We start from the raw sequence: 14425 nt of genomic DNA, 5'->3' as shown, positions 1-14425 counted from the left end.
TTTCGCGGGAACGACCGGCGACGAGATGTCCCCAATAAGCGTCGGACGTCCAGAGTGCGTTGTTGCACCCCCTATAACCCGATGGCATATAGATCGAAGCCGTCGCAAATCCTTGGCGGAAACAATGGGGTATTCGATACTCCTCCACCGCAGCCTTGGGGCCATGACGCGATGAACCTGCGCCAGATCGAGATATTCCACGCGGTCTTCCTGCACGGCACCGTCAGCGCCGCCGCGCGGTCGCTCAACGTGTCCCAGCCGTCGGTGACGAAGGTGCTGCGCCATGCCGAACGCTCGATCGGATTGACGTTGTTCGAACGGTCAAAAGGGCGGCTGATCCCGACGCAGGATGCGCACACGCTGTTCGCCGAAGTGTCCGATATTCAGGACAGGGTACGATCGCTGCGGCAGGCGTGCCAGAATTTGCGGCACGGGCGCGGCGGGCTGCTCCGCATCTCGGCGCTTCCCTCGCTCGGTCTCGGCGCGGTGCCCGAGGCGGTGTCACGCTTCCTTGGCGACCATGATGACATCATGTTCGACCTCCAGACGCTCCATCACGATGAAATGGTGCGCAAGCTTTACGAGCATGAAACCGACATCGCGATCAGCTTCGAGGTGCCGTTGTCCGCGCCTGTCGCGCATCAGGTGATCGGCGAGGGCGAGTTGGTCGTCATCTACCGCGAGGAGGATCTGCCCGGCGCGCCGCCGAGGCTGCACCTCGACGAGCTGTGCGGACATAAGTTCATCAGCCCGGTCCAGGGCGGTCCGATCGGGCGGATGCTGTCGAGCGAACTCAGCCGGCTCGAGGTCGAACTCGACGAGGTGGTTTCCGCACGCACCTATTATGTCGCTGCGGCGCTGGTGAATGCCGGGGTCGGCATGGCCATCGTCGACAATTTTACCGCGCAGGCCGCGCTGCCACCCGGCCTTTCGAGCCGGCCGCTACAGCCCGCGATCACCTTCGACATCAATGCCGTCTATTTGCAGAACCGGCCCCCGTCGAAAACGGCATCGGCATTCCTCGCGGTGCTTGCGACCGTGCTCGAGGCGTTATAGCATCAGGCTATAGGATATGAGGCGCTAGATATTGGGGCGCCGCCGCTGCCGGGGGTAGGATCGGCTTTTCCATCGTTACGCAGGTTGCCCTGACCCATGATCGAAACGCCTTATCTTCTTTATCTCGGTCACTCGACCGACCCCGCCGACATCAAGACCTCGCGCGGGCTCGCGGTGTTCCGGCCCGACATTTGCGTCGGCGAATATCGCCATGACGACTGCCCGCTGACCCTGAACCTGCCGCGCATGGATTTTGCCGAAGCGCATGCGACCGGTGCGCGCACGCTGGTGCTGGGCATTGCAAATGCCGGCGGCAAAATGGGCGAGCCGCTGATCCTCGACGCGCTCGCCGCGATGGAGGCGGGGCTCGACATCGCATCGGGGCTGCACCAGCGACTGAACGCCCATCCGCGGCTGGCCGAAGCCGCCGCGCGACTCGGCCGCAAGCTCCACGACGTGCGCGACCCGCGGCCCGACATTCCGATCGGCAATGGCAAGAAGCGCGCTGGCAAGCGGTTGCTGACCGTCGGCACAGATTGTTCGGTCGGCAAGATGTACACCACGCTCTGCCTCGCCAGCGCGCTCGAAAAGCGCGGGGTTGCGGCTGATTTCCGTGCCACCGGGCAGACGGGCATCCTGATCGCGGGCGACGGCGTGCCGCTCGACGCCGTGGTCGCAGACTTCATCTCGGGCGCAATCGAACAGGTTTCGCCGGCGCGCGATGACGACGGCTGGGACCTGATCGAGGGACAGGGCTCGCTCTATCACCCCTCTTTCGCCGGCGTGTCGACGGGGCTGCTGCACGGCGCGCAGCCCGACGCGATCGTCCTCTGCCACGATCCGGTGCGCCCGCACATGCGCGGCCTGCCCCACTATCCGCTGCCCGGCATCGCCGATACGCTGGAGGCCAATCTGCGTGCGGCACGGCTGACCAATGCCGATGTGCGGGTGGTCGGCATCGCGCTCAACACCTCGGCGATGCCCGAGGATGAGGCGCGGGCGCTGTGCGCAAAGACCGAGGCCGAGTTCGGGCTGCCGACGAGCGACCCCTATCGCTTCGGGGTCGAGACGATCCTCGACCGGCTGCTCGGGGTCGAGGTCGCCGCGCCCGGCGTCGCCGAAACCGCCTGACGCACCCTCGATGCACCGCACCCTGACCGTCGTCGGCGAGACATTTCCGCTGCACACGCCCTTTCGCATCTCGCGCGGGGTGAGGACCGCCGCAGAGGTAGTGACCGTCGCCATCGCGCAGGACGGCATCACCGGTCGCGGCGAATGCGTCCCCTACCCGCGCTATGGCGAGAATGCCGAGAGCACCGCGCTCGCGATCGAGGCCGTGCGCGGCGCGATCGAGCAGGGCGCTGGGCGGCAGGAGGCGATGCAATTGATGCCTGCGGGCGCCGCGCGCAACGCGGTCGACTGCGCGCTGTGGGATCTAGAACTGCGGTTGGCGAACAGCGACATCGCGACATCGCTGGGCCTAGAAAAGCCGCTCCGCCCGATCGTCACCGCGATGACGGTCAGCCTGGATGCGCCCGACCGTATGGCCGCAGCGGCAGCGGCGCTCGCCGACGCGCCGCTGCTGAAGATCAAGGTCGACCGCAACGATCCCGCCGCCGCGCTCAGAGCTGTCCGCGCAGCGGCGCCGAAGCCCAAAATGATCGTCGATCCCAACGAAAGCTGGACGATCGCCGAGGTGCGCGACTTGCAGGGGCTGATGACCGATCTGCGCATCGACCTGCTCGAACAGCCGCTCCCCGCCGACGCCGACGCCGACCTTGTCGGTTTCCGGTCGGCAATCTCCATCGCAGCCGATGAGGCGGTGCATGTCGCGGCCGATCTCGAGGCGTTGCCCGACGGCTATGATGTGGTGAATATCAAGCTCGACAAGACCGGCGGGCTGACCGCCGCACTGGAACTGGCGGAAGCGGCGCGGGCGCGCGGATTGGGCGTGATGACCGGTTGCATGATCTGTTCGTCATTGTCGATCGCCCCTGCATGGGCCATTGCGGCGCAGAGCAGCTTCGTCGACCTTGACGGGCCGCTGTGGCTTGCAGAGGATCGCGTGGACGGTGTCAGCGCGGCGAACGGTATCATGGCGCCGCCAAAGCCCGGCTTCTGGGGCGGCATGTGATACGATAAAGATATAGGGGGCGGATGACAGACTTGCTTCGTCGCTGGTTCGCCGTGCCGCTGTGGCAACGCGTATTGGGCGCGATGGTCGTCGGCGTGCTGCTGGGACTTTTGTGGCCTGCCGCGACCGGCGCGATCGCCTTCATCGGCGAATTGTTCGTGCGCGTGTTCCGGATGCTCGTCGTCCCGATCGTCTTCATCAGCATTGCATCGGGCGTTACCGCGCTCGCCGACCCGCGCAAGCTGGGCTCGGTCGGCGCGCGGACGGTCGGGCTGTTCGCCGCAACCACCTTTTGCGCGGTGTCGATCGGCATGATCGTCGGCCTGCTGCTCGAACCCGGACAGGGCGCCGCGCTCGGCAACGCCGTCCCCCACGCGCTGGGCGAGGCCAAGTCGCTGCACGACCAGTTGATCGGCATCGTGCCGGTCAATATCGTGCAGGCGCTGGTCGAGGGCGACATGCTCGCGATCATCTTCTTTTCCATCCTCTTCGGCTTCGGCGTCATCCTTGCGGGCGAGGCGGGGCGGCCGATGGCCGATCTGCTGCAATCGGCGGGGCAAGTGCTGTTCCAGTTGGTGCGCATCGTCATGGAGATCACCCCTTTTGGCGTGCTCGCACTGATCGCAAAGGCGGTCGCCGATAATGGCGTCGCGGTGTTCGCCAACATCGGCTGGCTGGCGGTCGGGGTCGCAGTCGGCGTGATCCTGCAGATATTGATCGTCCATCTGCCACTGATCGCCTTAGTCGCGCGGCGGCCCGTCCTCCGCTTCTATCGCACCATCGTCGACGCGTTGGCGGTCGCTTTTTCGACCGCATCCTCGGCCGCCACCCTGCCCGTCGCACTGCGCATCGCGCTGGAAGATCTGCGGATAGCGCCCGGGGTCGCCAAGACCGTGCTGCCGATCGGCGCGAGCATCGGCAAGGATGGCACCGCCATGTATGTCGGACTGCTCAGCATCTTTGCATTGCAGGCGGTCGGCGTCGAACCCGACCTGTCGATGCTGGCGATCGTTCTGCTCACCGGCGCGCTCGCCGCCTTTGGCACTGCGCCGATCCCGTCGGCGTCGCTGTTCATGCTTGCGGCGGTCCTCTCCGCCGTCGGCGTGTCGGCCGAACAGACCGCGCTGGTCGTCGGCTTCGTCCTGCCCTTTGACCGGCTGCTGGACATGACGCGTACCGTCGCAAGCGCGAGCGCGAACCTGACGGTCACAAGCGTCGTCGCGCGCTGGGAAAATGCGGTCGAGCCGGAGGGCAAGGCGTGACGGCGGCGGCGGCGGAAGCTGTGGCGGGCGTCCTCGCGGGCGACTTGCCCGCCAAGCCGTCGGCACGTCGCCTGCTCGGTCTATATCTGTTGCTCGGCTTTTCGGCGGGGCTGCCCTTTTACATGTTCAACGCGGTGCTGACGCTGCGCCTGTCGCGGCACGGCGTCGACATCGTGATCATCGGCTTCTTCGCGTGGATCGCGTTGCTGCCGACGTTCAAATTCGCCTGGGCGCCGCTGATCGAGCGATACGATATCCCGGGCTTTTCGCGCTTTTGGGGGCGGCGGCGCGGATGGATCATGCTGTCGCAGCTCGGCATCTTCCTGTCGATGATCGCGATGGCGTTCACGTCGAGCGACAAGAGCCTGCCGCTTACCGCCCTGTTCGCGATCCTGCTCGCCTTCTGGACGACAACGCTCGAGGTCGCCGCCGACGGCTGGCGCATCGAGCTTGCGCCGACGCAGACCGAACAGGCGCCGATCGTCGCCGCCAACCTGTGGGGATATCGCAGCGCGATGGTCGCGGCGGGCAGCGGCGCGATATTGGTTGCGGCCTGGGCGGACTGGACCTGGGCCTATCTGGTCATTGCGGTTGCCGCCTTCCTGCCCTTCCCCATCCTCGCGGCGATGCGGCCCGAACACGAAGGCACCGAGGGCCGCATGCAGTCGCTGGTTGCTGGCGCGCTCGCCAGCCTGCTCATTCTGCTTGCCGCCACTCTCGTCACCACCGGCATCGGGTGGGCGCTACTTTCGGCCGCACAGGGCGTCGGCATTTCGGCCAGGACCAATGTCACGCCTGTCGTTCTGGCGATCGCGCTGTTGCCCTTCGTCGCGCTGGCGCTCGCGCTACCCCGCATTCGCCGCCTGCCCGCCGAAGCGCTGGACTCCGTGTCGACCTTCGCCGCGCCCTATGTCGAGCTGTTCTGGCGGTATGGGACGCCCGTGCTCGCCGTCCTTGCCTTTGTGTCGCTCTATCGCATGGGTGACGTGCTCACGCTGACGCTTTCGCACCCGCTGTGGAACGACAAGGGTTACAGCCTGCACCAGATCGGCGTTGCTGACGGCGTCGTTGCCTTGTCGGCGAGCATGGCCGGTGTTGCGCTCGGCGGCTTTCTGTCGACACGAATGTCGCTCGGCTGGACGCTGGGGATCGGCGCGGTGACCGCGGCGGCGGGCAACTGGATCTATGTCTGGCTGTGGCACAGCGATCCTTCGGCCTTTGTCCTCTATTCGTCGGTCGCGATCGATCAGTTCGGCAACGGCTATGCGGGTGCGGTCTTCGTCGTTTATCTCTCGATGCTCGTAAGCCCGAAATATCCGGGCGCCCAATATGCGCTGCTGTCGGGCTTCGCCTTTCTGCTGCCACGCCTGCTTGCTGGTGCATCGGGGTCGATGCAAACGCAGATCGGCTATGATGGTTTCTTCCTGCTGTCCGGGGCGTTGAGTTTCGCGGCGATCTTTTTGCTGCCCGTCATCGTGCGCGTAAAAGGACGCGTTCGCGCATGACGATCGAGGCCGTCTGCGAACAGGGCTTCGCGCCTGCACTCGAAGCCGTCGAAGGCGGCCGCATTCCCGGCGCCGCGCTCGGTCTGGTCGGCGCCGATGGCGAGACGGCGGTGCGCCTTGCCGGAAATGCTGCCATCGTCCCCGAATGCGAAGCGCTGACGCGCGATCACTGGTTCGACCTTGCGTCGCTCAGCAAGGTGATCGCGACCACCACGATGATCCTGACGCTCGCCGAACAGGGGCGCCTCGACCTCGACCGGCCGCTGACCGACGCGATACCGGACCTGCGCCAATATGACGTCGCCGGCGCTGCGGAGAGACGGCTGACCTTTCGCGACTGCCTGATGCACCGCAGCTTTCTGCCTGCGGTTGAACCCATCTATACCTATGGCGATGATCCGGCGCGGCTGCGTGCGTTTGTCCTGCAGCGCGAATGGCGGCACGGCCCGCCGGTCTATTCGGACATCAACTTCATCCTGCTCGGCATCGCGATCGAGCGCATCACCGGGGCACCGCTGTCCGACTGGCCACTCGGTGAGGGACTGGGGTTCGGTCCGCCGCCCGGCCCCGCGGTCGCGACCGAGGATTGCAGCTGGCGCGGGCGCGTGATGAAGGGCGAGGTCCACGACGAAAACGCATTCGCGCTCGGCGGTGCGCCGGGTCACGCAGGGCTGTTCGGCACCATCGACGGCGTGCTGAGCTTTGCGCGCGCAATGCTCGATGGCTCGATGCTTTCTCCAGCGATGCTGGCAGAGGTGCGCACGGCGAACGACCGCCACCGCACGTGCGGCTGGGAACGCGCTTTCGCCGGATGGCACGGCGGCGATGCCTGTTCGGCCGACACGATCGGCCACACCGGCTTCACCGGTACTGGCCTGTGGATCGATTTCGAGCGCGGGCTCGGTTGGGCCCTGCTTACCAATCGGGTCCACCCGACCCGCCACGCCGACAGCGGCATCGTGGCGCTGCGCCCCGCGGTGGGCGAGCGCGTCATTTCAGCCTGGGACAAACGGACATAATATGACGCCATCGATCGGACGCTTCGCCTTCACCTCCGCCCTTGCCCTGTCGCTGTCGCTGTCGCTGACGGCCGCCAAGGCGCAAACGAGCGCAGCGCCCAAGCCGCTGCTGGCGACGGTTGAGCAGAAACTCGCCGAAGGTCCGCCGGGCTCACGCTTCGGCATGTTGGTCACGACGCTCGACGGCGAAGTGCTGGTGTCAATCGCGCCCGACCAGCGTTTCATCCCTGCGTCGAATACCAAGATGTTCACGACCGCGATCGCCTATGCCGAACTGCCTTTGCTCCAGCGGACCGCAAAGGGCACCGGCGTTCGGCTCGAAGAGCGCGGCGGCGTTTCCGATGTCGTGCTCCATGGGCGAGGCGATGCGCTGCTGTCGAGCGCCGACGACTGCAAAACCGACTGCCTGCAGACGCTCGCCGACGCGGTCGCGGCAAAGACGCGCCATGTGCGCAACATCGTCGGCGACGATAGCTGGTTCCCCGACGAACGCTGGAGCCCGGGGATGAGCTGGAACAATATCCAGTCGCGTTACGGCACCGGCGTGTCAGCGTTGACGCTCGACGACAATGAACTGGTGGCGAAACTGAAGCCCGGCGCGATCGGCGCCGCGCCGATAATCGAGGCGACCGGCTATTTCATAATCGAAAATCTGGTGACCACCGTCGCCGGGAAGGCTGAAGGTATCGAAGCGTTCCGTATGCCGAACAGCCGCGTCCTCCGCCTGACCGGCACCCTCGGCGCGGAGGTCGCGCCGATGACATTGCGCTATGGTATCGACGATCCCGCACACTACGCCGCCTGGCGCCTCGGCGAACTGCTGCGCGCACGGGGTGTGCGTGTCGATGGCGCGATCGAGGCCCGCCACCGCCCGCTGACCGCGGCCGACGATCCCGAAAACCGCAAGGGCGCAGTCGCCACCCTGCCCACCGAGCCAGCGATGCTCGCCGAACTGCCCGCGCCGTCGCTCGCCGAAAATATGGTGCGGATCAACAAGGAGAGCCAGAATCTCCACACCGAATTGATGCTGCGGCGCGTCGCCCGGCAGGCAGGCAGCGGTTCGATCGCCGATGGACAGGCGGTGATGCACAAAGTGATGACCCAGGCTGGGCTGCCGGAGGCGGGCTATCACTTTGCCGACGGCTCGGGGATGTCGAGCTACAACCGCATCAGTCCACGCGCCGCCGTCGGCTTGCTTAGCTGGATCGCACGCCAGCCGTGGGCAGCGGCCTGGCGCGCGACGCTGCCCATTGCCGGGCGCGACGGCACGCTCCAAAGCCGCTTCAAAGGCACGATCCTCGAAGGCAAGGTCTTCGCCAAGACCGGATCGCTCAATGCGTCGCGCGCACTGTCGGGATATCTCACGACGCGCAGCGGCAGGACGCTGATCTTCTCGGCTCTGGCCAACGACATGCCCGAGGACACCGACAGCCAGGCGACCGCCGCGGTCGATCGCGCACTCGTCGCCATCGCCGAAGCGCTTTAGGGCGGCGTCAGGACCAACCGCCCTATGGCGTGGCGGTCGACCGCCGCCTTGCTGTACCACAGTGGCTGCATCGCACCGGCAAGCCAGAACGGATAAAAGTCACGATAGCGCGGCGATCGGGGATCGGCGGACTGGCCGGGCAACAGCAGGAATCGGCTGTTGTCCCACGCGCCGACGTCGGCAACGAACAAATAGCTCGCGCCATGCGACACGTCGAAACCGCGCTTGGCATTGAAGCCGCGCGCCATCGGCGTGGTCCCATCGCCGCCCGAGCGGCCGCCCTCGATCTTCGGGAAGGCGGCGGCAATCGCGGGATGCGATGCCGCCAGCGGGTGCGCGATCGTGACGCGGTGCAGGTCGCCCCACCGCCAGCTCGCCGGATCGGCACCCCCAAGTTCGACTGCCCTTTTCCAGCCGGCCGCCAGCGCGCCGTCGACCAGCGCGTCGCGCGTCGCGGCGGGATCTGCCCCAAGGCGCTTGTCGGTCGAGGCAAGAATATGAAGCATCTCGGACAGGTTGACCGACGGAACCAGATCGCGCGCCGCGGCCGGCACGACCCGGTCGTAAAAGGCCGTCGACAGCGCAGGCATCACCATTTCATAGAGCAACGCCGCGGCGCTATCCGCCTCGATCCCGCAATTCCAGCGCCGTAGCAGCGCCGCCGCGGGGGCAGCGTCCGGCGACGGATTGGCGGGAAGCAGCTTCAGCAAAGCCCGCGCGGGGAGCGACTGAACATCATGCTGAAGCGCGATGCTATCCTCGATCCGATGTTTGCGCTGGGCGCTGAGCACCTCGGCAATGCGGTTATAACGAAAGGGATCGCTCCAGCTAAAGCTGATGATCCGCTCGCGATAGGGATAGCCCGCCGGAATGTTCATCTGGTTGGCCGAGGCGAACCAGCCTTCGCTCGGGTTATAGACATGCGGCATATCCTCGACCGGCAGGATGCCGGTCCAGTCGAAATCGCCGTCGCCGGGCGCCGGGAACAACCCGTCATGCTTCGGCCGGCGCGGGACGAAGCCGATCGTCTGCCAGCCGGTGTTGCCATCGATGTCGGCATAATGGTGATTGGTCGGCGACACGTGCAGCTTGAACGCCTGCCGAAGCGACGCCCAATCCTTTGACAGGTTGATCGCGATGATCGCGAAACGCTGATTGGCGCCCGGCAACATGCTGACCGTGGCAAAGGCAACGGCCCGATTGCGCGCGGCATCCTCCGACACGATCGGACGGCCCGCCGCATAGCGCAGCGTCACGCGCTCGGACGGCGCACCCTTGACTGCGATCTCATCCTCGAACGTCTCGAACGCCGTCCACTTGCCCTTGTGCCAATAGCGGCCCGGATCGCCCTCCTTCGTCCGCAGAATGAACAGGTCGGTCTGGTCGATATGGAAATTGGTACGGCCGAAAGCGAAGCGGTCGGTGTGCCCCTGCATGATCCCGGGCAGCCCCGGCGCGCCCGCGCCGATGACGTCGAGCCCCGGCGCCGACAGGTGGCACATGTGCCGCGGGCTGGCGCGGCCGATGCCGAGATGCGGGTCGTTGGCGAGGATCGGCCGCCCGGTCGCGCTGCGCGACGGCGCGATCGTCCAGGCATTGCTGCCGAGCGCGAAGCGGTCGCCCCGGCGCGCTTCGGGGTCGAGCTGCGCTTCCTGCACGGGATCGAAGGCTGCCGGCCGGTTCGCCGGATCCAATATGCCAAGATCTGTCTCGCTCACCGCCGCGCAGTCGAGCCCTTCGGGAACGGTGAAAGACCATGCGGGGCGCAGCGGCGCCATCAACTTGTCGATGTCGAGCAGGCCGCGCGCCTGCAGCCCCGCCCGCCGCACTTCGTCGTCGGCGTCCCCCATGCCGATGCCGCGGTTGCGCACGAGATCGGCGATATCCCAGCGCAGCGGGCTGATCCCGAGGATGCCATATTCAAGCGGCAATTGTGCAGGATCCGCGGCAAGTTCATCGATCCGCGCATTGACTCCGGCGACATAACCGCGCGCGCATTCCAACACGTCGGGGGGCAGCGCCGCCAATTCCGCCTCGATGTCGCCGCGATACAGGAAGAGCCGCGCAGCCTTGTCGGCGGCGACGAAGCGCGGGCCGAAAGCCTCGGCCATCCGCCCCATGTCGCGGCGATGCTCCATGTCGATCTGGAACAGCCGGTCGCGCGCGACCAGATAGCCTTGTCCGAAAAAGGCGTCGTGCAGCGAGGCGGCGCGGACGTGGGGCACGCCCAGTTCATCCTCGATCACCTCGATCGGCGCGCGCGCGCCGGATAGTTTGATGCGGCGGGTATCGCCCTTGATCCGGGGTTTCGCCAAAAGGCTGCCCGGCATCGCGGCAAGCGCGACCGAAGCCAGCAGGAACGCACGGCGCTGGATCAAAAGGCCCTCCCCGTTTATGAACAGAACGAACGTCGACCCTATCGCAGCACGACAAGCAAAGGCCATAGCAAGCGGGCCGCGTCCTATAACTGCAAGCTATCCGCGTGGGCGCCGCGCATTCCGGCAACCCCATATCTTCAGGCTATATGTCCATATCGCGAGGTTAGCCGCGAAGCTGTTGACCGGTTGCAGCCACCCTGTAACCTCGCTGTAACTAAATCGGCTATCGGCGCGCCCTGACTGCGACAACAGCCGGAGCATCACTGAAACAATATAAGAAGGCGGAGCGAACATCCGCCGAACGAACAGGTAGGACAAATAGGGCAGCCAACCCGGTATAAGGCCGGGGCACGCCTTGGGCGGCGTGTGGCTCGACCCTTTGGGTTAAAAAGGGGACTGCTGACATGCGTAATTTTGAACGAATTCGTCGACCGCTGGGCCGCACGGGCCGGATCGGAGCGGCGATGACCGCCATCGCGCTGGTCCATGGTGCCCCGGCGCTGGCGCAGGAGGCGACCGCCGCCCCGGACAGCGTCGAAGCCGTGCCGGTCGAACAGATCGTCGTCACCGGATCGCGCGTCACGCGCGACGGCTTTGAGGCGCCGACGCCGGTCATGGTGCTGACGCAGGAAGATATCCAGAACACCTCGCCGACCAACAACATCGCGGACTTCGTCAACCAGCTACCGGCACTCGCGGGGTCCATCCGTCCGTCGAACTCGCGCCTTGAGCTCAGCAACGGCATCGCCGGCATCAATGCGCTCAACCTGCGCAGCCTCGGCACCGTACGTACGCTCGTGCTGATCGACGGACGGCGGTCCGTGGGTTCGACCGCCAGCGGCGTGGTCGACATCAACACGATCCCACAGTCGCTGGTGGAACGCGTCGAAGTGGTCACGGGCGGTGCCTCGGCCGCCTATGGCTCCGACGCGGTCGCGGGCGTGACCAACTTCATCCTGAAGAAAGACTTCAGCGGACTGAAGCTGTCCGGCGATGTCGGCGTGACCGACGAGGGCGACGGCTTCAACTACTCGGCGAGCATGGCCGCCGGCGTCAAGTTCGCCGACGGTCGTGGCCGTCTGATCGTCGCGGGCGAGATCGCGCACTCCGACGGCATCTTCGAGGTCGATCGCGACTGGAACCACACCGGCTTCGTACGGATCCAGAACCCTGCCTGGACGGCCAACAGCACCGTGCCCCGTTACCTGCTCCGGACCCAGGTCGGCGCGGCGAACTCGACGCCGGGCGGGCTTATCACCGCTTCGACCGGAGGCACGGCAAATCGCCTGTGCGGAACCTATTTCGGACAGGGCGGGTCGATCAATCAGTACCAGTTCGGCACGTTGACCTTCCCTTCGCCGGCCTGCTCCGCCGTGCCGCAGTTGACGCAAGGCGGCGACTGGCGGGTCAATGATTCGGGCCGCCGCATCGGCCTCAGCCCGGAAGAAGACCGTTATGGCCTCTTCGGCCGGCTGAGCTTCGAGGTCAGCGACGGGGTCACACTTTTTGCAGAAGCCTCATACAATCGGCAGAAAACACTGTTCAACGCGGGTCCGAACCTGATGACCGGCCTTTCGCTGAATGCGACGGGTTGCGGCACGGCGGCGACTGCGGCGGCGGCCCCGACAACCTGCAACGCTTTCCTCTACAACACGCTCGGGCCAGCCGGGCTAACCGGCCTGACCAGCGCCACGCTGGCGACGACCGCCGTCGACTTGCCCGGCCGCGGATCGAACAATGAACGCAAGGTGCAGCGCTATTTGATCGGCGCAGAGGGCGAGTTCGAGGCTTTCGGAAAGTCGGCGAATTGGGACGTCTATGCCCAATACGGCCGCGCGGAGTTGCACGAGCAACTGACCAATATCCAGCAAACGGTGAAGAGGAACAACGCGCTCGCCGCCGTGTTCGCGCCGGCCGGCAATCCGAACAATCTTCCGGTCGGTTCGATCCAGTGCCTGATCAACGTCAACGCCAGCACGGCGGATGACGATCCCGCCTGCCGCCCGCTCAACCTGCTGGGCATTGGCGTCGCGGATCCCGCTGCGATCGACTATATCCTCGGCGATCCGTTCCGCGATCAGACACTCGAACAGACGGTGATCGGTGCCAACCTGTCGCTCACGCCTTTCGCGACCTGGGCGGGCGACGTCAGCATCGCGATCGGCGCCGAGTACCGCAAGGAGGAGATCGACGGGTTCGTGCCCGCCGAGTTCCAACCCATATTCAACCCAACCACCGGCGCATCGACCAGCGTGTGGTCGGTCGGCAACTTCCGCCCCAGCAAGGGCAGCTACAACGTCAAAGAGGCCTATCTCGAAACCGTGGTGCCGCTGGGCTTTGGACTCGAGTTCAACGGGGCGGTGCGCGGCACCGACTATTCGACCTCGGGCTATGTCACGACATGGAAGCTGGGTGCGACCTGGCAGCCCATCGACGACATTCGGCTGCGCGTCACACGCTCGCGCGACATTCGCGCGCCCAACCTTAACGAGCTGTTCCAGGCGGGTACCGCCAACACCTCGACCGTCACCAACCCGTTCTTCCCGGGAGCGGGGCCGGGGACCGGCACTTATGGCTCCAGCCTCTCCTACCTGGGCACGATCACGGGCAATCCGAATCTGAGGCCGGAGAAGGCGGACTCGTGGAACATCGGGGCGGTGTTCACACCCCGCTTCATTCCCGGTTTCTCCCTGTCGGCCGACTATTTTGACATCAAGGTGAAACAGGCGATCGACAGCCTCAGCGCGGACGACATCGTCAACCGCTGTTTCGAGGGGCTGGCGGACTTCTGCGCGGCAATCACGCCCGACCCGGCGAATCCCTCGCGCGTCCTGATCAGCCGCCAGCCGGTCAATTTCTCCAGCCTGGTCATGCGCGGTGTCGATCTGGAAGCGGCGTATCGGATGCCTCTCGCCGGCGGCAATTTCACCCTGCGCGGCCTGGCGACGCGCTATATCGACAACATCGTCACAACCGGAGTGCCCGGCTTCGTGCCGCTCAACTCCGTCGGGACGCTGGGGGTCGGCACGGGCACGCAATCGATCACGCCGAAGTGGATCTACCGCTTCACCGCGGCCTACGACACCGACGACTTCTCGCTGACAGCGACGGCGCGCGGAGTGAGCGACGGCCGGTACGATGCCACTGGCATCGAGTGTGGGACCACCTGCCCGATTTCGACCAACCAGTTTCCGACCTATGAGGACAACAGCATCGGCGGCGCGACCTACGTCGACCTCAACGCGACGTTCAAGTTCGACGCGATGAGCAAGGGCGACGCCGAATTCTTCGTCAACGTCACCAATGTGTTCGACTCCGACCCGATCCTGCTGCCTGAAACCGGTCTGGCCGCGAACAGCACCTATTCGGATCTGCTCGGCCGGTCCTTCCGCGTCGGCGTTCGCTTCAAGACGAAGTGACGCATCGCGAATGAAAGAAGAAGGGAGGGACCTACGGGTCCCTCCCTTTTCTTTTGGGGCGGTATTCGATCGGCTTTCGATCGCATCAAAATTTGGCCGATTGCGGACGGTCGGGCATCGTTCGCCCGTGCCAACGACTTCAGCCCGAACGACCGCACGAAACGCC

Annotated in this window: 9 protein-coding genes; 8 read left to right on the top strand and 1 reads right to left on the bottom strand. The window is 65.6% G+C overall.

Annotation, left to right across the window (positions count from 1 at the left end):
• Positions 1 to 171 precede the first annotated feature (171 nt).
• The 7 genes from KEC45_RS02170 to dacB all read left to right on the top strand — a co-directional run bounded on the left by KEC45_RS02170 (position 172) and on the right by dacB (position 8462).
• Positions 172 to 1056, top strand: a complete 885-nt coding sequence (locus KEC45_RS02170; protein ID WP_062184794.1) for a LysR family transcriptional regulator — start codon at positions 172 to 174, stop codon at positions 1054 to 1056.
• Between the two features lie 96 nt (positions 1057 to 1152).
• Positions 1153 to 2187 (top strand): N-acetyltransferase DgcN, encoded by a 1035-nt coding sequence (gene dgcN, locus KEC45_RS02165; protein WP_062184797.1) that lies wholly within the window; start codon positions 1153 to 1155, stop codon positions 2185 to 2187.
• 10 nt (positions 2188 to 2197) lie between these two features.
• Complete coding sequence (gene dgcA / locus KEC45_RS02160; RefSeq protein ID WP_062184800.1) at positions 2198 to 3190, top strand: N-acetyl-D-Glu racemase DgcA; 993 nt, start codon at positions 2198 to 2200, stop codon at positions 3188 to 3190.
• Positions 3191 to 3213: 23 nt separating this feature from the next.
• Positions 3214 to 4452: a dicarboxylate/amino acid:cation symporter gene (locus tag KEC45_RS02155; protein WP_252171455.1), complete on the top strand. Its 1239-nt coding sequence runs from the start codon at positions 3214 to 3216 to the stop codon at positions 4450 to 4452.
• Positions 4449 to 5957, top strand: coding sequence for a permease (locus KEC45_RS02150; protein ID WP_238586748.1), 1509 nt, complete (start codon positions 4449 to 4451; stop codon positions 5955 to 5957). The genes KEC45_RS02155 and KEC45_RS02150 overlap by 4 nt, the downstream gene beginning before the upstream one ends.
• Positions 5954 to 6976 carry a serine hydrolase gene (locus KEC45_RS02145; RefSeq protein ID WP_062184805.1) on the top strand — a complete coding sequence of 341 codons (1023 nt, stop codon included), beginning with the start codon at positions 5954 to 5956 and terminating at the stop codon, positions 6974 to 6976. Before KEC45_RS02150 ends, KEC45_RS02145 begins: the two co-directional genes overlap by 4 nt.
• 1 nt (position 6977) lies before the next feature.
• Positions 6978 to 8462: a D-alanyl-D-alanine carboxypeptidase/D-alanyl-D-alanine-endopeptidase gene (gene dacB, locus KEC45_RS02140; RefSeq protein WP_062184808.1), complete on the top strand. Its 1485-nt coding sequence runs from the start codon at positions 6978 to 6980 to the stop codon at positions 8460 to 8462.
• Here the strand turns inward: dacB and KEC45_RS02135 are convergent.
• The gene (locus KEC45_RS02135) at positions 8459 to 10840 is read right to left on the bottom strand and encodes a penicillin acylase family protein (protein ID WP_062186834.1); all 2382 of its coding nucleotides are present in this window, start codon (positions 10838 to 10840) and stop codon (positions 8459 to 8461) included. The two genes, dacB and KEC45_RS02135, sit on opposite strands and share 4 nt — an antisense overlap.
• A gap of 404 nt (positions 10841 to 11244) precedes the next feature.
• Between KEC45_RS02135 and KEC45_RS02130 the strand changes: the two genes are divergently transcribed.
• The gene (locus KEC45_RS02130) at positions 11245 to 14259 is read left to right on the top strand and encodes a TonB-dependent siderophore receptor (RefSeq protein WP_062184811.1); all 3015 of its coding nucleotides are present in this window, start codon (positions 11245 to 11247) and stop codon (positions 14257 to 14259) included.
• Positions 14260 to 14425 lie beyond the last annotated feature (166 nt).

Source organism: Sphingopyxis sp. USTB-05, from assembly GCF_023822045.1.
GTDB lineage: Bacteria > Pseudomonadota > Alphaproteobacteria > Sphingomonadales > Sphingomonadaceae > Sphingopyxis.
This window is presented reverse-complemented; position numbering and strand designations above follow the sequence as displayed.

Excerpts from the sequence above, each read along its gene's own strand:
- KEC45_RS02145 (WP_062184805.1), top strand. The coding sequence starts at position 5,954 with ATGACGATCGAGGCCGTCTGCGAACAGGGCTTCGCGCCTGCACTCGAA.
- dgcN (WP_062184797.1), top strand. The coding sequence starts at position 1,153 with ATGATCGAAACGCCTTATCTTCTTTATCTCGGTCACTCGACCGACCCC.
- KEC45_RS02130 (WP_062184811.1), top strand. The coding sequence starts at position 11,245 with ATGCGTAATTTTGAACGAATTCGTCGACCGCTGGGCCGCACGGGCCGG.
- dacB (WP_062184808.1), top strand. The coding sequence starts at position 6,978 with ATGACGCCATCGATCGGACGCTTCGCCTTCACCTCCGCCCTTGCCCTG.
- KEC45_RS02170 (WP_062184794.1), top strand. The coding sequence starts at position 172 with ATGAACCTGCGCCAGATCGAGATATTCCACGCGGTCTTCCTGCACGGC.
- KEC45_RS02155 (WP_252171455.1), top strand. The coding sequence starts at position 3,214 with ATGACAGACTTGCTTCGTCGCTGGTTCGCCGTGCCGCTGTGGCAACGC.
- dgcA (WP_062184800.1), top strand. The coding sequence starts at position 2,198 with ATGCACCGCACCCTGACCGTCGTCGGCGAGACATTTCCGCTGCACACG.